General features: G+C 70.8%; 16 protein-coding genes and 3 pseudogenes. 14 read left to right on the top strand and 5 right to left on the bottom strand.

Annotation, left to right across the window (positions count from 1 at the left end; all coding sequences use genetic code 11):
* The first annotated feature begins 97 nt into the window (after positions 1–97).
* Entirely contained in the window at positions 98–622 is a 525-nt protein-coding gene (locus ACWCRJ_RS20610; RefSeq protein ID WP_450940611.1) for an SRPBCC family protein, read from the top strand.
* Positions 622–1,680, top strand: a complete 1,059-nt coding sequence (locus tag ACWCRJ_RS20605; protein WP_450940610.1) for an LLM class flavin-dependent oxidoreductase — start codon at positions 622–624, stop codon at positions 1,678–1,680. Before ACWCRJ_RS20610 ends, ACWCRJ_RS20605 begins: the two co-directional genes overlap by 1 nt.
* 100 nt (positions 1,681–1,780) lie before the next feature.
* On the opposite strand, the gene ACWCRJ_RS20600 is transcribed toward ACWCRJ_RS20605, so the two are convergent.
* Entirely contained in the window at positions 1,781–2,572 is a 792-nt protein-coding gene (locus tag ACWCRJ_RS20600; protein WP_450940609.1) for an IclR family transcriptional regulator, read from the bottom strand.
* A 153-nt stretch (positions 2,573–2,725) separates the two neighbouring features.
* Here ACWCRJ_RS20600 and ACWCRJ_RS20595 point away from each other — a divergent pair, with 153 nt between their 5' ends.
* Both ACWCRJ_RS20595 and ACWCRJ_RS20590 read left to right on the top strand, forming a co-directional pair.
* Positions 2,726–3,436, top strand: a complete 711-nt coding sequence (locus ACWCRJ_RS20595; RefSeq protein WP_450940608.1) for a CoA transferase subunit A — start codon at positions 2,726–2,728, stop codon at positions 3,434–3,436.
* 11 nt (positions 3,437–3,447) lie between these two features.
* A complete protein-coding gene (locus ACWCRJ_RS20590; protein ID WP_450940607.1) occupies positions 3,448–4,083 on the top strand; it encodes a CoA transferase subunit B in 636 nt (211 codons plus the stop codon).
* 46 nt (positions 4,084–4,129) lie between these two features.
* Here ACWCRJ_RS20590 and ACWCRJ_RS20585 read toward each other — a convergent pair whose 3' ends face one another.
* Positions 4,130–4,699, bottom strand: coding sequence for a YrhB domain-containing protein (locus ACWCRJ_RS20585; RefSeq protein WP_450940606.1), 570 nt, complete (start codon positions 4,697–4,699; stop codon positions 4,130–4,132).
* Positions 4,700–5,071: 372 nt separating this feature from the next.
* Here ACWCRJ_RS20585 and ACWCRJ_RS20580 point away from each other — a divergent pair, with 372 nt between their 5' ends.
* The 3 genes from ACWCRJ_RS20580 (at position 5,072) to ACWCRJ_RS20570 (ending at position 8,846) form a co-directional block, all read left to right on the top strand.
* The gene (locus ACWCRJ_RS20580) at positions 5,072–6,487 is read left to right on the top strand and encodes a family 2B encapsulin nanocompartment shell protein (protein ID WP_450940605.1); all 1,416 of its coding nucleotides are present in this window, start codon (positions 5,072–5,074) and stop codon (positions 6,485–6,487) included.
* 88 nt (positions 6,488–6,575) lie between these two features.
* Positions 6,576–7,949 (top strand): family 2 encapsulin nanocompartment cargo protein terpene cyclase, encoded by a 1,374-nt coding sequence (locus ACWCRJ_RS20575; protein ID WP_450940604.1) that lies wholly within the window; start codon positions 6,576–6,578, stop codon positions 7,947–7,949.
* 15 nt (positions 7,950–7,964) lie between these two features.
* The gene (locus ACWCRJ_RS20570; protein WP_450940603.1) at positions 7,965–8,846 is read left to right on the top strand and encodes a geranyl diphosphate 2-C-methyltransferase; all 882 of its coding nucleotides are present in this window, start codon (positions 7,965–7,967) and stop codon (positions 8,844–8,846) included.
* 150 nt (positions 8,847–8,996) lie between these two features.
* On the opposite strand, the gene ACWCRJ_RS20565 is transcribed toward ACWCRJ_RS20570, so the two are convergent.
* Positions 8,997–9,164, bottom strand: coding sequence for a hypothetical protein (locus ACWCRJ_RS20565; protein WP_450940602.1), 168 nt, complete (start codon positions 9,162–9,164; stop codon positions 8,997–8,999).
* Positions 9,165–9,217: 53 nt separating this feature from the next.
* Here ACWCRJ_RS20565 and ACWCRJ_RS20560 point away from each other — a divergent pair.
* A pseudogene (locus tag ACWCRJ_RS20560) lies at positions 9,218–9,286 on the top strand (hypothetical protein); the annotation flags it as partial.
* A gap of 12 nt (positions 9,287–9,298) precedes the next feature.
* Here the strand turns inward: ACWCRJ_RS20560 and ACWCRJ_RS20555 are convergent.
* Positions 9,299–9,574, bottom strand: a complete 276-nt coding sequence (locus ACWCRJ_RS20555; protein WP_450940776.1) for a hypothetical protein — start codon at positions 9,572–9,574, stop codon at positions 9,299–9,301.
* Between the two features lie 116 nt (positions 9,575–9,690).
* Between ACWCRJ_RS20555 and ACWCRJ_RS20550 the strand changes: the two are divergent.
* Positions 9,691–10,068 (top strand): annotated as a pseudogene (locus tag ACWCRJ_RS20550) (LysR family transcriptional regulator); the annotation flags it as partial.
* A 49-nt stretch (positions 10,069–10,117) separates the two neighbouring features.
* Positions 10,118–10,495, top strand: coding sequence for a LysR substrate-binding domain-containing protein (locus tag ACWCRJ_RS20545; protein WP_450940601.1), 378 nt, complete (start codon positions 10,118–10,120; stop codon positions 10,493–10,495).
* 162 nt (positions 10,496–10,657) lie between these two features.
* On the opposite strand, the pseudogene ACWCRJ_RS20540 reads toward ACWCRJ_RS20545, so the two are convergent.
* A pseudogene (locus ACWCRJ_RS20540) lies at positions 10,658–10,854 on the bottom strand (response regulator transcription factor); the annotation flags it as partial.
* Between the two features lie 669 nt (positions 10,855–11,523).
* On the opposite strand from ACWCRJ_RS20540, the gene ACWCRJ_RS20535 reads away from it, so the two are divergent.
* The 4 genes from ACWCRJ_RS20535 to ACWCRJ_RS20520 all read left to right on the top strand — a co-directional run bounded on the left by ACWCRJ_RS20535 (position 11,524) and on the right by ACWCRJ_RS20520 (position 15,613).
* On the top strand, positions 11,524–12,174 hold the full coding sequence (locus tag ACWCRJ_RS20535; protein ID WP_450940600.1) for a hypothetical protein: 651 nt from the start codon (positions 11,524–11,526) through the stop codon (positions 12,172–12,174).
* 295 nt (positions 12,175–12,469) lie between these two features.
* The gene (locus ACWCRJ_RS20530) at positions 12,470–13,534 is read left to right on the top strand and encodes a tetratricopeptide repeat protein (protein ID WP_450940770.1); all 1,065 of its coding nucleotides are present in this window, start codon (positions 12,470–12,472) and stop codon (positions 13,532–13,534) included.
* Positions 13,531–14,568: a polyprenyl synthetase family protein gene (locus ACWCRJ_RS20525; RefSeq protein ID WP_450940599.1), complete on the top strand. Its 1,038-nt coding sequence runs from the start codon at positions 13,531–13,533 to the stop codon at positions 14,566–14,568. The genes ACWCRJ_RS20530 and ACWCRJ_RS20525 overlap by 4 nt, the downstream gene beginning before the upstream one ends.
* Positions 14,569–14,842: 274 nt before the next feature.
* A complete protein-coding gene (locus ACWCRJ_RS20520; protein WP_450940598.1) occupies positions 14,843–15,613 on the top strand; it encodes a methyltransferase domain-containing protein in 771 nt (256 codons plus the stop codon).
* Positions 15,614–15,918: the final 305 nt, after the last annotated feature.

Below are 15,918 nucleotides of genomic sequence, written 5' to 3'. Positions count from 1 at the left end.
GGCAGATCCGTACAGGCAGACGCAGACGCAGACGCAGAGACGCAGGGACCCCTTCCCTGCTGTCGGGGTCTGTCGTGGTGACGAGGAGGGCCGGGCCATGGAGTGGACGGGTGCGCGCTACGCGGACAAACCGACGGTCGAGGTGGCGATCTGGATCGCTGCCCCGCCGGACCGGGTGTGGGAGCTGGTCTCCGACATCGAACTGATGCCCCGCCTGAGCCCGGAACTGCGGTCGGTGGACTGGCTCGACGGAAGCACGGGCCCGGCGCTGGGGGCCCGGTTCGTGGGCAGGAGCAAGCACGAGGCGTTCGGTGAATGGGCCACCACCTCCCACATCGTCGGGTACGAACCCCCGACCGTGTTCGCCTGGGCGGTCGAGAACCCCGAACACCCCTCCGCGATGTGGAGGTTCACGCTCGACCCGCAGGACGGCGGCACCCTGCTCCGCCAGTGGATGCAGCTGGGCCCCGGCCGCTCGGGCCTCTCCTTCGCCATCGACCGCATGCCGGACAAGGAGCAGAAGATCGTCTTCGTGCGGATGCGCGAGTTCGAAAGAAACATCGGCACCACCCTCGAACAGATCAAGAAGCTGGCCGAAGAGGCCGGAAAGGTGTGTGGCTGATGCGCACGTCGACCACGGTCGAGGCGTCCACCGGCTGGCCGGAGACGGTGGAGTTCGTCACCGAGGCGGAGAAACTGGGCCTGGACATCTGCTGGGTGGCCGAGGCCTGGGGCGCCGAGGCCCCGTCGCCGCTGGGGTATCTGGCCGCGCGTACGGAACGGATGCTGCTCGGCTCCGCGATCATTCAGCTCTCCACCCGCACACCGATGTCCATCGCCCGGGCCGCGATCACCCTGTCGAACATCTCCGACGGCCGCTTCCTGCTGGGGCTCGGCCCGTCCGGTCCGCAGGTGATCGAGGGTCTCCACGGAGTCCCCTTCGCCCGGCCCCTGTCGCGTATGCGGGAGACGGTCGAGATCGTGCGGCAGGCCGTCGCGGGCGGGAAGATCTCCTACCAGGGCCGGGAGTTCCAGATTCCGCTGCCCGACGGTGAGGGCAAGCCGATGGGCCTGTCGATGCGCGCCGAGCACGACATCCCGATCTACCTGGCGACCCTGTCACCCAAGATGCTGCGCCTGACCGGCGAGATCGCCGACGGATGGCTGGGCACCAGCTTCGTTCCCGAGGGCGCCAAGGAGGCGTACTTCGACCACCTGGACGCGGGCCTTGCCGAGTCGGGGCGGTCGCGCGCCGACTTCGACATCTGCCAGGGCGCGGAGGTGGCCTTCGCGGAGGACGAGGAAGCGCTGCGCGCGATGGTGGGCGGACGCAAGAAGGAACTGGCCTTCAGCCTCGGCGGGATGGGCTCGCGGACGACCAACTTCTACAACAACGCCTACAGCCGCCAAGGATGGGCGCAGATCGCCGCAGAGGTCCGGGAACGCTGGCTGTCCGGAGACCGTGACGGCGCGGCCGGCCTGGTGACCGACGACATGGTGCTGGCCACCACGCTGATCGGCACCGAGGACATGGTCCGGGCGCGGCTGAGGGTATGGCGTGACGCCGGGGTCGACACGGTTCGTCTCTATCCGGCCGGCGGCACCCTGGACGCCCGCCTCACCAACCTCGGCCGGGCCATCGACATGGTCCGCGAGCTGGATGGGGAGACGGCGGCCTAGGGCAGGACAGGGAGCGGGGGAGCGCTGATCGCTGCCGAGCCGGCGGTGTCCGCGGCGCCGGGCCGGGCGGTCGGCCGGTCCGAGCGGTCGGCCGTGGGGGTCAACGGCGGGCGCTCGCCCCGCTGTTCAGCGTACGGCCGAGCAGATGGGCCTCGCGGAGCAGGAGCGCGCCGAGTTCAGGTCTGCGCTCGGCGCGGAACCTGGTCTCCACACCCGTCACGGTCAGTGCCCAGGCGGGCTGTCCCGAGTGGTCGAACACGGCCGCCGCCATGCCCCAGCTGCCCTCCACGACGAGGCCGGGGTTCACGGCGTAGCCGTCGGTCCGGGTCCGCGTGATCCGCTCACGGATCGCGTGCGGGGCGTGTGCCGGCCCCCAGCGGTCGACCAGAACCTTGCGTTCCAGGAAGGCGTCGATCTCGGCGTCGTCGAGGAACGACAGCACCACCAGGCCCGCCGACACCACACCCAGCGGGAAGCGCGCGCCCTCGTGGAGGACGAACGACCGGATCGGGAAGTCCCCGTCCTCGCGCAGCAGGCACACCGTCTCGTCACCGCGCCGGGCCGAGAAGAACGCGCTCTCTCCCGTCGACGCCGCGAGCCGTCGCACGCTCTCGCGTGCGTGGCGGGTGATGTCGTAGCGAATCCCGGCCACCCCGCCCAACAGATACAGCTCGGGGCCGAGGAACCAACGCCCGCTGCGTCGGTCACGGTCGACAAATCCCTCTTCCGCCAACGAGACGAGCAGCCGGTGCGCGGTCGGTCTCGGCAGGCCGGTCGCTCGCGCCAGCTCGACGGTTGCCGCACCGGTCTCGTTGACCGTCGACAGCGCGCGCAGCAGTGCGCCCATCCTGCCGACGAGGTGAGCTGCCGGGGTCGTGTCCACGCACCCCATCGTACGTTCACTCAGTGGACGCCTGGTGCGACTCTCGCTCACCGGCCAACCGGTTTTCGCCCCGGGGTCCGCTGTTCCTTGCCTATGAAGGTCGCACGCCGGTTGACTCGGCCGCTCAGTCAGTGAACGCCCGGGATGTGACGAGGGGGAGAGTTGATCAAGCTGCGCGCGACCGCGGAAGAGGCCCTGGCCGACGTGCTGACCGATGGGATGACGATCGCCGTCGGCGGCTTCGGTCTCTGCGGTGTCCCGTACGACCTCATCGAGGTCGTACGGGACAGCGGAGTCACGGACCTCACCATCGTCTCCAACAACATGGGGGTCGACGGCAAGGCTCTCGGCCTGCTGCTGGAGAACCGTCAGGTGAGCAAGGTGATCGCCTCGTACGTCGGCCAGAACAACCTGTTCGCCGAGCAGTACCTCAACAAGGTGCTCGACGTGGAGTTCTCCCCGCAGGGCACGCTCGCCGAGCGCATGCGCGCGGGCGGCGCCGGAATCCCGGCGTTCTACACGAGGGCCGGGGTGGGCACGTCCGTCGCCGAGGGCAAGCCGCACGCGGAGTTCGACGGACACGTCCACATCCAGGAGCGGGCCATCGTCGCCGACCTCGCCCTCGTGCACGCCCACACCGCCGACCGGGCCGGCAACCTCACGTACCGGGCCTCCGCACGCAACTTCAACCCCCTCGCGGCCATGTGCGGCCGGGTGACCGTGGCCGAGGCCGAGCACCTGGCCGAGGAGTTCATCGACCCCGATCTCGTCACCACCCCCGGCATCTACGTGAGCCGTCTGGCGATCGCACGCGAACGGACCAAGGACATCGAGCAGCGTACGGTCCGCCCCCGCGCGACCGCCGAGACATAGGAGCGACGACCGTGCCCTGGACACGCGACGAGATGGCCGCGATCGCGGCCGCCGAACTCAGCGACGGCGACTACGTGAATCTCGGCATCGGCATTCCCACCCTCGTGGCCAACCACATCCCCGACGGCGTCCGGGTGACGTTGCAGAGCGAGAACGGCATCCTCGGGCTCGGTCCGTTCCCGTGGGAGGGGGAGGAGGACGCCGACCTCATCAACGCGGGCAAGCAGACGGTCACCGTCAACCCCGGTGCGAGCTACTTCGACTCCGCGACCTCCTTCGGCATGATCCGGGGCGGCCGCATCGACATCGCCGTCCTGGGCGCCATGCAGGTGAGCGCGCGGGGTGACCTCGCCAACTGGACCATCCCCGGCGCCCTCGTGAAGGGCATGGGCGGTGCCATGGACCTCGTGGTCGGTGCCCGCCGCATCGTGGTCCTCACCGACCACGTCGCCAAGGACGGCAGCCCGAAGATCGTCGAGGACTGCACACTGCCGCTCACCGCCGCCGGCGTGGTCGACCGCATCATCACCGACCTCGCCACCCTCGACGTGCGCCGGGACGGCCTGCATGTGCGGGCGCTCGCTCCGGGCGTCACCGAGGAGGAGGTCCGGGCCAGGACGGCAGCCCCGGTGCGCGTGCCGGCGTAGTCGGCAGCGGGCTGGGCCGGCCGCCCGGTCGCCCAGCCGCCCCCGGTCAGTCGGTCCGGTGACGCGCAGCGGGGCGAATCGTCCGCACGGCCGCCACCGGGTCGAAGTCGTCGACGAGCTTCTCGGTGGCCACCGCGAGGAGACGGCCCGGGGGATCACCACCCAGCAGTGCGCTCACGTACTCCAGGGCCTCGGCAGGCGACAGCCCCGGCAGCCTCCGGCGCAGTGTCCGTACCGCCTGCATGCGTCCGCGCGCAGCGGCGACTTCGCGTACGTCGTCGTGGAGATCGTCCACCGCCGTGCGCACCGGCAGCCCGCGTATCCGGGCCCGGTAGTCGGCCTCCCATTCCCCGGACTTCGCCGCGACGACGCCGATCTGGTGCAGTGCCCCGTCGACGCGATCGACCAGGTACGGGCCGTTGCCGATCAGCATGGACGCGGTGTTCCGTGTGCGTACGAACTCCTCGGACTGCCAGGAGACGATCCACGCCAACTCGTGCTCCCTGACACGGACCACCGCCATACGCATCGCCCTGTCGTCGGCGGCCAGCCACTCCCGATAGTCACGCGATAACTGCTCTTCGACCACGCGAACCGCGGCTTCTCGGTCGATCACGTGTGCAGCATCCCGTACGGGTGTGTGCCTCGGCCAGTGGATTGTCCGGCCCGGGCAGGCTCCTCCGAGGACTGCCGGGCCGGAACACCGTAGGCGTTGGATTCCGCCGGATGACGGCCGTGGTGACTCGGCGAGGACCGGGCACGGGCGCGGAGATGACGCATGTCAGGCCGATAAACCGCATCGCACTGATTGTCACCGCTTCGAGGTAAGCATCTCGTCCACCCGGTGGTTGCGGCCGGTCAGGGGGCTAGGTTTTTGCAGGTGGACGGATTCCCGTGATCCTCTCGCCCGTTGCCCACTCCTCCCTGTCTCCCGGTCGGCGTACCCGTGTGCGCCCGACGGCCCGTCGCGCAAGGAGAAAGACCCCCGATGTCCGTCGACAACGTCCCGGAAACTCGGACCACCCCCGACGCGCCGCAGCAGTCCCTGAGTACTGCCGCCGCCCGCAATCTCGCCACCACCACCAAGTCCGCCCCGCAGATGCAGGAGATCACCTCCCGCTGGTTGCTGCGGATGCTGCCCTGGGTGGAGGCCGAGGGCGGCGCCTACCGGGTCAACCGAAGACTGCGCCACACCCTGGGCGACGGGCGGATCGAGTTCGTCCAGGAGGGGGCCACGGTCCGGGTGATCCCCCAAAAGCTCGGTGAACTGGCCCTGCTGCGCGGGTTCGAGGACACGGGCATCCTCACCGCCCTCGCCGACCGCTGCGCGCAGCGGGACTTCGCGGCGGGCGAAGTCCTCGTGGAACGCGGCAGTCCCGCGGACCGGATCCATCTGATCGCCCATGGCCGGGTCAGCCGGACCTCCGAGGGCAAGTACGGCGGAGAGGACACCATCGCGGTGCTCGCGGACGGCGAGCACTTCGGTGCGAACGCACTGACGGAGCCCGCCGCGCACCACGACTGCACGGTCACCGCCGAGACCTGCGGCACCCTCCTCACCCTCTCCCGTGCCGACCTCCTCGCGGTCCAGGGCTCCGCGCCACGCCTCCAGGCCCACCTCGACGCGGTCGGCTCCCGTGTGCGGCGGCGGCAGAACAAGCACGGTGAGGCCGAGATCGCCGTGTCGGCCGGCCACGTCGGCGAACCCGAACTGCCAGGCACCTTCGTCGACTACGAACCGGCACCACGCGAGTACGAGCTCTCCGTCGCGCAGACCGTCCTGAGAATCCACACCCGGGTCGCCGACCTCTACAACGGGCCGATGGACCAGAGCGAGGAGCAACTCCGGCTCGCCGTCGAGGCCTTGCGCGAGCGGCAGGAACACGAGCTGGTCAACAACCGAGAGTTCGGGCTGCTGCACAGTGCCGACTTCAAGCAGCGGATCCAGCCCCGGCTCGGCCCCCCGACCCCGGACGACATGGACGATCTGCTCTGCCGCCGCCGCGGCACCAAACTGTTCCTCGCCCACCCCAGAACCATCGCCGCCATCGGACGCGGCCTCAACGCCTGTGGTCTCCGCCCTGACCAGGTCGACGTCGACGGGCACTCCGTCCCCGCCTGGCGCGGAGTCCCCATCCTCCCCTGCGACAAGATTCCGATCAGCAGGGAGCAGACCAGCTCGATCATCGCGATGCGCACCGGCGAAAAGAACCAGGGCGTCATCGGTCTGCGACGCACAGGCCTGCAGGACGAGTACGAACCGGGGCTCTCCGTGCGGTTCATGGGCATCAACGAACAGGCGGTCATCTCCTACCTCGTCAGCACCTACTTCTCCGCCGCGGTGCTCCTGCCCGACGCCGTCGGCGTGCTGGAGAACGTGCGGATCGCTCCCGGACCGCGTTGAAGCCCTGATCCGTCGCAGATCCACGCCTGACACGCACGCTCCGCGCACTCCGGAGCGCTCACCCCGCCGCAACAAGGAGCCCCCGACGATGCCCACTTCCGGGCCCCTCGGATCGTTCACCCCTGAGCAGGGGCAGCCGACGCCCCCCACAGCCGTGCCGGACGCGGCAACGCCGACGGCCCCGGACCACCGTCCGGTGACAGCGACCGCCTCCGGCTTTCTGGCAGCACTGCACCCGCCGGTCGCGATCCCCGCCCCACCACCGCCGGCGCCCCCGCCGCCACCGCCCCTGGAGCCCGCCACCGCCGTACGGGACACGCCCGCCACCGCCGGGGACACGCCTGACACGACCGCGACCCGCTCCGCCCTCCAGCGGATCCTGCGCGGACCGACCGGACCGGGCACGGCCTCACTCGCCGTCGCCGGCCGGTACGAACCCCCGCTCCCGAGTCCGGTGCCCACGGCCCCCGCCGAGCCCGCCGCGGGGCGAGCCGTCCCCGGCCTCTACCACCACCCCGTCCCGGAGCCCGACCCCGTGCGCGTCGAGGAGGTGAGCCGCCGGATCAAATGCTGGGCCGAGGACGAGGTCCAGCTCTATCCGAAGGAGTGGGAAGGGCAGTTCGACGGCTTTTCCGTCGGCCGCTACATGGTCGCTTGCCACCCCGACGCCCCGACGATCGACCATCTGATGCTCGCCACGCGGCTGATGGTCGCGGAGAACGCGGTGGACGACTGCTACTGCGAGGACCACGGCGGGTCACCCGTCGGTCTCGGCGGGCGCCTCCTTCTCGCGCACACCGCGCTCGACCACTTCCACACCACCGCGGAGTACACGCCGGCCTGGCAGGAGTCCCTCGCGTCGGACGCCCCGCGCCGGGCGTACCGCAGCGCGATGGACTACTTCGTCGGCGCGGCCACACCGTCCCAGTCCGACCGCTACCGGCACGACATGGCCCGGCTGCACCTGGGCTATCTCGCCGAGGCCGCCTGGGCACAGACCGGTCACGTCCCGGAGGTGTGGGAGTACCTGGCCATGCGCCAGTTCAACAACTTCCGCCCCTGCCCCACGATCACCGACACCGTCGGCGGCTACGAACTGCCCGCGGACCTCCACGCCCGGCCGGACATGCAACGGGTCATCGCCCTGGCCGGCAACGCGACCACCATCGTCAACGACCTCTACTCGTACACCAAGGAACTCGACAGCCCGGGCCACCACCTGAACCTGCCGGTGGTGATCGCGGAGCGGGAGCGGCTCTCCGAGCGCGACGCCTATCTGAAGGCCGTCGAAGTCCACAACGAACTCCAGCACGCCTTCGAGGCCGCCGCTGCCGACCTCGCGGAGGCCTGTCCCCTGCCCACCGTGCTGCGCTTCCTCAGGGGCGTGGCCGCCTGGGTCGACGGCAACCACGACTGGCACCGCACCAATACCTACCGCTACACCCTGCCCGATTTCTGGTAAAGAACGGATATCCCTGTGACCACTGAAACGCCCTCCACCTCCACCGCCACCGTGAAGATCCCGGCGCCGGCGACCCCCTATCAGGGGGACATCGCCCGCTACTGGAACAACGAGGCGCGGCCCGTCAACCTCCGCCTCGGTGACGTGGACGGGCTCTACCACCACCACTACGGCATCGGCGACGTGGACCACGCCGCGCTCGGCGACCCGGCGGACAGCGAGTACGAGAAGAAGCTCGTCGCGGAGCTGCACCGGCTGGAGTCGGCCCAGGCGGAATTCCTCATGGACCACCTCGGCCCCGTCGCTCCGGACGACACCCTCGTCGACGCCGGCTGCGGGCGCGGCGGATCCATGGTCATGGCCCACCGCCGCTTCGGCTGCGCGGTCGAGGGCGTCACCCTGTCCGCCACCCAGGCCGAGTTCGGCAACAACCGCGCGCGGGAACTGCGTATCCAGGACCGCGTCCGCTCCCGCGTGTGCAACATGCTCGACACGCCCTTCGACAAGGGCAGCATCACGGCCTCGTGGAACAACGAGTCGACCATGTACGTCGACCTGCACGACCTGTTCGCCGAGCACTCCCGCTTCCTGAAGGTGGGCGGCCGGTACGTGACCATCACCGGCTGCTGGAACCCCCGCTACGGCCAGCCGTCGAAGTGGGTCTCCCAGATCAACGCCCACTTCGAGTGCAACATCCACTCGCGCCGCGAGTATCTGCGCGCCATGGCCGACAACAGGCTCGTGCCGCAGACCATCGTCGACCTGACCCCGGACACCCTGCCCTACTGGGAACTGCGGGCGACGTCGTCGCTGGTCACCGGAATCGAAGAGGCGTTCATCGAGTCGTACCGGGACGGCTCCTTCCAGTACGTCCTGATCGCGGCCGACCGCGTGTGACCATGCCCTCGCGCGGCCGGGCCGCCGGTCGGCGGCCCCTCGCACGACAGTGATGCCGGTGCGCTGCCCGGTCACCGGCGACACCCCGTGCGCGGGGGTGTCGCCGGTGCCTTGCGGCGGACCAGGAGGGTCAGGGGCGCGTTGACGCGGTCACCCGAAGGCGGGTGCGTTGTCCCGTGCCCAGTCGGCGAAGGTACGCGCGGGCCGGCCCAGCAGGGCTTCCACGGTATCGGTCCTGGGTCCTGGCCGGAGGGCGTAGTCCGCCAGGGAGCCGAGGAGGCGGTCGGGGATCTCCTCGGGCAGCCCCTGCGCGAGCATGCCCTGACGTACGCGCTCGGGCGGGAGTTCCTGGAAGGACAGTTTCCTGCCGAGTGCGAGTCATCCGCCTCGACGGCGACACCGCGGTCGGGCGCGCGTACGTCCAGGAGTTCGGACGGATGCGGGACGGCGGCTCACATCTCGACTACGCCGTCTATCACGACCGTTACCGGCGTACCGGGGTGGACGTTCTGCACGAAGAACTCCCAGAGCCCCTGCACCCACTCGATCCCCGAGCGGATCTCCTGCCTGCCCACGAACTCCCTGTCGATGTGTGGCCACCGCATGCTGCCCTCGGGCGTGAACAGTGAGGCGGCGCGGTCGTAGTCGCGCATCATCACCGCGTCGGTGATCTCGGCGCGCAGCGCCTCGATCTCGAAGCGGTCGACGACCGCGTGAAAGTCGCTCATCGTGCCTCCCGAGTTGTCTCTCGCCCGCTCTCCGGGCGATGTGTTCATCATCGGCGCAGGTCAGGGGCGTAACAAGGGAGAGTTCGCTGGGCTACTCATAACTCGGGGGGTTATGTATGGAGCTACGTGACATCGAGATCTTCCTGACGCTGGCGGAAGAACTGCACTTCGGCCGCACCGCCGAACAGCTGCATGTCTCCCAGGCCCGTGTCAGTCAGGCCGTCCGTCAGCAGGAACGCCGCCTCGGCGTGACCCTGTTCGACCGCACCAGCCGTCGCGTGACCCTGACCCCCGTGGGCCGGCGTCTGCGCGAAGACCTCCAGCAGGCCCTCGACCTCCTCCACGCAGGACTCGCCCGTGCCCAGGAAGCCGGTCGGCACGCGGACCGGACGCTGCGACTGGGCGTCTTCGGTCATGCCGGACACGAACTACTGCCTCTGGTCGACGCGTTCCGCGCCCGCCACCCGCAATGCACCCTCCAGTTCGGCGAGATCAACGCCAACAACGTGTTCACCGCCCTGCGCGCGGGCACACACGACGCGCATGTGCTTGTGGCTGCCCGTCGCGGAACCGGACCTCACCGTGGGCCCCACGGTGCTCACCGGCGGCCGCGTGCTGGCCGTGTCCGCCGACCACCCGCTCGCGGAGCGCGGCGCCGCGTCCCTGGAGGACCTCGCCGACAACCATGTCGTCGACCTCGGCCCCGACGCCCCCGCGTACTGGGTCGCCTCCATGGTCCCCACCCGCACACCGCTCGGCCGCCGCGTTCCCCGCGGGCCCGCCGCGCGGACCTTCCACGAGATCCTCTCCCTGCTCGCCGCCGGGCGCTGCGTCCACCCGCTGGGCGAAGTCGCCGCCCGCTACAACAAGCCGCCCGGCATCGTCTTCGTGCCCCTGCACGACGCGCCCACCCTCGAATGAGCCCTCACCTGGCGCACCACGGCCGACAGCCCCACCCTGCGCGCACTGGCCCGGACCGCCGCCGACCTCGGCCCCGTCACCCTGTGACGGCGCCGACGGAGGAGTTATCGACGACGCGGTGACGGCGCTGCGCATGATCAAGGCAGCCCAGCACCCTTGCTCTCAGCCCTGCGGTTCTCCGGCGCGGACCAGGCCGGCCTCGTAGGCGATCACGACGAGCTGGGCACGGTCGCGGGCGCCGAGGTCGGCCATGGCCCGGTTGGCGTGGGTTTGACGGTGACCGGGGTGACGAAGAGACGTTCGGCGATCTCGGCGTTGGACAGGCCGGTGCCCACGAGGGTGAGGACCTCGCGTCGTCGGCCGTCCGCAGACACTTGTGTCTACCGCGATCGCAGCAGGACCCGCCCCTTGAGCGAGACCGTCGACTGCGGCGAGGGGTGGTCACGGTGCGCTGTGCGGGTACCGTGCGCCGGGTGGTCTCCGTGGTGTTCCCGGGTCGATCGCACAAGCTCCTGGGCCTTCCTTACGCAACACGAGTGAATCTGCCGGCATTGGGGCTCGGTTCCGCTGTGGGTTCCGTACGGTCTGCGTACGGAACCGGCGGCCGGAGCAGAGGCCCTGACGGCGGACAGCGCACGAAGGGGCAACTGCATGTCGAGGTCGGGGGAGTAGCCGGACGTGCGCAAGGTCCGGATGAGGCACCGCAGTTGGAGCAGCGTGGCTTTCTGTGGCGTGGTCGGTGCGGCAGGTGTCGTCGGAGCAGCGCCGACTGCTCCCGGTGATGCGCGGGCTGGAGGCTGGGGTTGCGGGTGATGTCCTTCGGACCGGCCGTCGGCTGCTGGGTGTTGACGATCTCCCTGCTGCTGCGTGTCCGGGGTGCGCGTGGGCGAGCGCGGACGCGGCTGTGGTTGGTGGCGGGCTCCGCTGCCGCCGGGGGTGTCTATCGGGCCGCACTCGCCGCGCTGCCGACGCAACCGGCGCATGCATCGGACGCGGCCGGGCCGGCCGGCTTGACGGTGGTCGCGGGGGTGACGATCACAGTGGGGCTGGGGACGGCCGGTCTGGTGGCGGCGGCCGATGCCGGTTCGGGCTGGCGGACCTGGTTGCGGCGCGTGCTCGACGGTGCCGTCATGGCCGGGGCGGCGTTCATGGCGGGCTGGGTGCTCCTGGGCCGGTCGGAGGAGGGCTGGCGGGCGGGGACGGGAATGCTCGGCGTCCTGTGGGCCTCGGAGGTCGTCTTCCTCGGATTTCTGCTCGCTCTGCGTCGTCTCGTACGCGCCGACCAGCAGGCGACTGTCTGGGCGGCGATCGTAGGAGTGTCCCTCCTCGTGATCGGCGACAGTCTGCCGCTGTCGACGGGTGGCCCGGGTGGCGACGAGGCGATGTCGTTCCGGCCTGCGGACGTCTTCGTCACCGCGGGACTGCTGATCGTCGCCGTCGGTCCCTGGGTGCCCGGCGGGGCGAGCGTCCTGGCCGCCGGACGGCCGGCGCTGCGATCGGGAATGGAGGGGGCCGCGGCGTTCGTTCCGCTGACCGTCTGCACGGTCACGGCGCTCGGGTACGTCCTGGCGCCCTCCGCCGGCGACCCTGTGCCCTTGTTGGTCGGCGCGGTGGCGCTGCTGGGGCTGTGGGCCCGTCAGATCTGCCTGCCGAGCGAGGCGCAGGCGCGGGACGACTGAGCGACGGGGCCCCGGCCTGTCGGTTGGATCGAGCCGCCCGGTATCCGCGCCGGGACGTGATCGGGTGTTTTGTCATCGCGCTGGGCCCTGCCCGTGAGGTGATCTCCGCCTCACGGGCAACCTCCTCGGCCCATACGGCATCTTGATCGGCAACAGATGAAGCCGAAGCCCCCGGGGCACCGTTCATCTCCGACGCTGTATGCACGCCATGTATACACAGTGTGTATACATGGCGTGCAGAGATCGCATGTGGACGACACGCAGTGACAGCATGCGACCGGACCGAAAGGCAACCATGTACGGCAAGGCGTTCGCCCCCGAATACCAGGGCGCCCTGACCACCCTGTCCGTGAACTCCTCGCTCACCGAGGTACTGGCGGCCGGCACCCGGCAGTTGAGAGAGGCCGAGAGTGCCGGGGAGCACGGCGAGGCGGCGCGCTCCGGGCTGGCGGTGGCCGAGGCGCACCGACGGCTGGGACAGATCGGCGAGGCCGACCAGGCGTGGAAGGCGAGTTACCGGGCGGCCAGAGCGGTGGGAGACCTGGGGGCGATGGCCTGGGCGCTGTGGAGCGGCGGCACCCTGGCCCGGCAGCGAGGCTCCTTCCCGCTGGCCCGGCGCCTCCTCGGCCTCGCGGCCGGACTGGGCGAACAGGGCGGTGATGTCGTCGTGCGCGGCTACTCCCTCGCGGGGCTGGCCGAGACCGGCAGGATCCAGGGCGACTACGAGGCCGTCGCCCGGCTGCACGAGCAGCTGCTGGCCGAGGCCCGACGGCGCGGCGAGGCACGGCACACGGTGTGGGCGCTGGAGGGCATCGCCCAGATCCACCGCCAACGGGGGGCGTACGACAGCGCGTACGCGCTGTTCGAGGAGGCGGCCCAGATAGCCGCGGGCGCCGACGACCGGCGCGGCCACGCCTGGGCGCTGCGCGGGCTCGCCGACATCGTCTCGGCACGGGACGGGGACGTCGAGCGGGCACTCGCCCTGCTGTCGGAGGCGGAGACCACCTGCCGGGCGATGCGCCTGTCCAGCGCGCTGGCCTACAACCACAAGATGCGCGGCAACGTGTACTACCGGGCCGGGCGTCACGCCGAGGCGCGGGACACCTACGAGCTGGCACTGGCCGAGTTCCGCGAGATGAGCGAGCCCCGCGGACAGGCCCTGGCCCGGCTGGGGCTCGCCAAGTCACTCGCCCGACTGGGCCGTGACCACGACGAGACCGCCGCCGAACTCGCCTCGCTGGCAACGGAACTGGAGCGGATCGGGCTGCGGCACGCGCGGGAGATGGTGGCGCGGGCGCACGACGAACTCGGGGTGCGGACCCTTCGGCAGGCCGGCGTCCGGGTGGAGGCCGCACGGTGACGACGCTCTCCACGGCACTACGGGCGCCGGTCGACGTCCCCCTCGTCCTGGAACGCTGCCGTGAGGTGGTGCGGCCCGCGCTGCGGGAGGCGGTCGGGCGAACGCACCCCTGGGTGGGTGAGATGGCGGCGTACTCGTTCGGCTGGTGCGAGGTCGGCGGCGCTCCCGCTGCCGCGTCCGGCGGCAAGGGCGTGCGGCAGGCCCTGGCCGTGCTCGGCGCCGAGGCGGTGGGCGCCCCCGCCCGGGCCGGGGTGCCCGCGGCGGTCGCGGTGGAACTGGTGCACGCCTTCTCGCTGCTCCACGACGACATCATGGACGGCGACACGTCCCGGCGGCGACGCCCCGCGGTCTGGAAGGCGTACGGCACCGGGCCCGCGGTTCTCGCGGGCGACGCCCTCTTCGCGCTGGCCGTCGAGACGCTCGCTGCCACGGAGGCGGGTGCGCCCGGGCTGCGGACGCTGTCGGCGGCGCTCGGTGATCTGGTGCGCGGCCAGGCGGACGACCTGCTGTTCGCCGCACGCCCCTGGACGGGGCCGGAGCGGGTACGGCCCGCGGAGTACCGGGCCATGGCCGAGCGGAAGACCGGCGCGCTGCTGGGCTGCGCGGCAGCGCTCGGCGCCCAGCTCGGCGGCGGCCCGCCGGCCGCGGTCGCCGCTCTCGACCGGGCGGGCCGCCGTCTCGGCCTTGCCTTCCAGATCGTCGACGACGTGCTGGGCATCTGGGGCGACCCCGAGGTCACCGGCAAACCCGTGCACGGCGATCTCCGCGAGCGCAAGAAGACCTTCCCCGTCCTGGCCGCGCTCGACTCCGCGTCCCCCGACGCGCGACGCCTGGCCGCGCTGCTGACGTCGGGAGCGGACCCGCGGGAGGCGGCCGTACTCGTCGAGGCGGCGGGGGGCCGGGCGGCGGCACTGGACGAGGCACGCCATCACATCGCGGCGGCGGAGACCGCGCTGGCGGACATCTCGCTGCGGGGCACGGCCGTCGACGAACTGCGCGCAGTGTCAGCGTTCCTTCTGCGGCGCGACGTCTGAGGGCTCCGAGGGCGGGGTGAGCGTGTCCCGGGGCCGTTGCGGACTTCCGCCGGCCTCGGGGCCGCCGAGCACTCCCTCCCCGACGGGGGCGCCGACCCCGGGTCGGCTGTTCGATCAGTATGACCTTGCCAGAGTGGTGCGTATCGAACATAAGGCCCTGATGCGGTGTATCGGCCCTCGACAGCCTATGGGGGAATTCGTCATCCCACTGCGCGCCTGCCTCCGTGATCCTATGCTGACGCCGAGGGGTGGACACGAGCTGGGGGGATGCCTGATGAGAGCGGTTGGCAAGAATCCGTCAGTAGTGAAGTCCGGTGTCAAGCGGCTCTTGGGGCGCGCTGGATTCGACATCGTGCGCAGCACCAACAACCTGGGTGGAGTCGACGACTTCATACCGTTCGAAGCGACGATGCGTGCTGCGCGGGCGTCGGGCATGTCGATCGGCGACCACATCGACGCGGTCATGAACGGGACACCTGGCGCCACCCAGTCCACCATCGACGAACTCCGCGCACACGGCGTCTTCGCCGACAAGCCGGGCACGGTGCTGGAGATAGGTCCCGGGTCCGGTCGGTATCTGGAGAAGACGCTGAAGGAGTGTGCACCGGACCGCTACGAGATCTATGAGACGGCGGAGCCCTGGGCCAACTACCTGGTGGAGACATTCGGCGTGGTCGCCCAGCCGACCGCAGGATCCAGTCTCGCCCCGACACCCGACGGCAGTGTCGACCTCGTGCAGGCCCACAAGGTCTTCAACACCGTGACCTTCCTGTGCGCCTCCCGCTACTTCCTGGAGATGGCACGCGTCACGCGGCCGGGTGGTCGCATCGTCTTCGACGTCATGACAGAGAGGTGTCTGGACCCGGCCGCGGTACGCGCCTGGGCGTCGGAAGGTGGCGCGGGGCACGGCTCCTACCCGGCCGCGATGCCGCGCCAGACATGCGTGGACCTCTTCGAGACGCTCGACTGCAGCCTGGAGGCCGGCTTTCTGGCGCCCATGGGCGTCGGCTCCACGGAGGTCCTCGTCTTCGCGAAGAGGGCCTGACCGCCGCCCTGCCGGCGACCCCCGGAAGGCGTCGTTTGCCGATCCACGGGCGCACGGGGTGCGATCTGGCCGAGCCGAGAGCACGTTCCGGCACGCCATGGGGTGCGGATACGGGCGCGTGTGTGGGGCCGTCCGGGTGGTGCTCACCGCGTGCTCACCGCGTTCTGTGCCACCGCTCATGAGCGGCCGACCGGTCGCCGCTCATGAGCGGGGACCGGTGGGGGCCGGGGGTGGGGGGGGGGGGGGGGAGGGTGGTGGGGGGGGCGCCGCCCGGGGGTGGGGAGAGGGCCCCACGGGGATACACT

The sequence above is a fragment of the Streptomyces sp. NPDC002324 genome, assembly GCF_053593335.1.
This window is presented reverse-complemented; position numbering and strand designations above follow the sequence as displayed.

Coding starts and splice junctions, on each gene's coding strand:
- ACWCRJ_RS20610 (WP_450940611.1), top strand. CDS start 98: ATGGAGTGGACGGGTGCGCGCTACGCGGACAAACCGACGGTCGAGGTG.
- ACWCRJ_RS20605 (WP_450940610.1), top strand. CDS start 622: ATGCGCACGTCGACCACGGTCGAGGCGTCCACCGGCTGGCCGGAGACG.
- ACWCRJ_RS20600 (WP_450940609.1), bottom strand. CDS start 2,572: ATGGGGTGCGTGGACACGACCCCGGCAGCTCACCTCGTCGGCAGGATG.
- ACWCRJ_RS20580 (WP_450940605.1), top strand. CDS start 5,072: ATGTCCGTCGACAACGTCCCGGAAACTCGGACCACCCCCGACGCGCCG.
- ACWCRJ_RS20575 (WP_450940604.1), top strand. CDS start 6,576: ATGCCCACTTCCGGGCCCCTCGGATCGTTCACCCCTGAGCAGGGGCAG.
- ACWCRJ_RS20565 (WP_450940602.1), bottom strand. CDS start 9,164: ATGCTCGCGCAGGGGCTGCCCGAGGAGATCCCCGACCGCCTCCTCGGC.
- ACWCRJ_RS20555 (WP_450940776.1), bottom strand. CDS start 9,574: ATGAGCGACTTTCACGCGGTCGTCGACCGCTTCGAGATCGAGGCGCTG.
- ACWCRJ_RS20545 (WP_450940601.1), top strand. CDS start 10,118: ATGTGCTTGTGGCTGCCCGTCGCGGAACCGGACCTCACCGTGGGCCCC.
- ACWCRJ_RS20530 (WP_450940770.1), top strand. CDS start 12,470: ATGTACGGCAAGGCGTTCGCCCCCGAATACCAGGGCGCCCTGACCACC.
- ACWCRJ_RS20520 (WP_450940598.1), top strand. CDS start 14,843: ATGAGAGCGGTTGGCAAGAATCCGTCAGTAGTGAAGTCCGGTGTCAAG.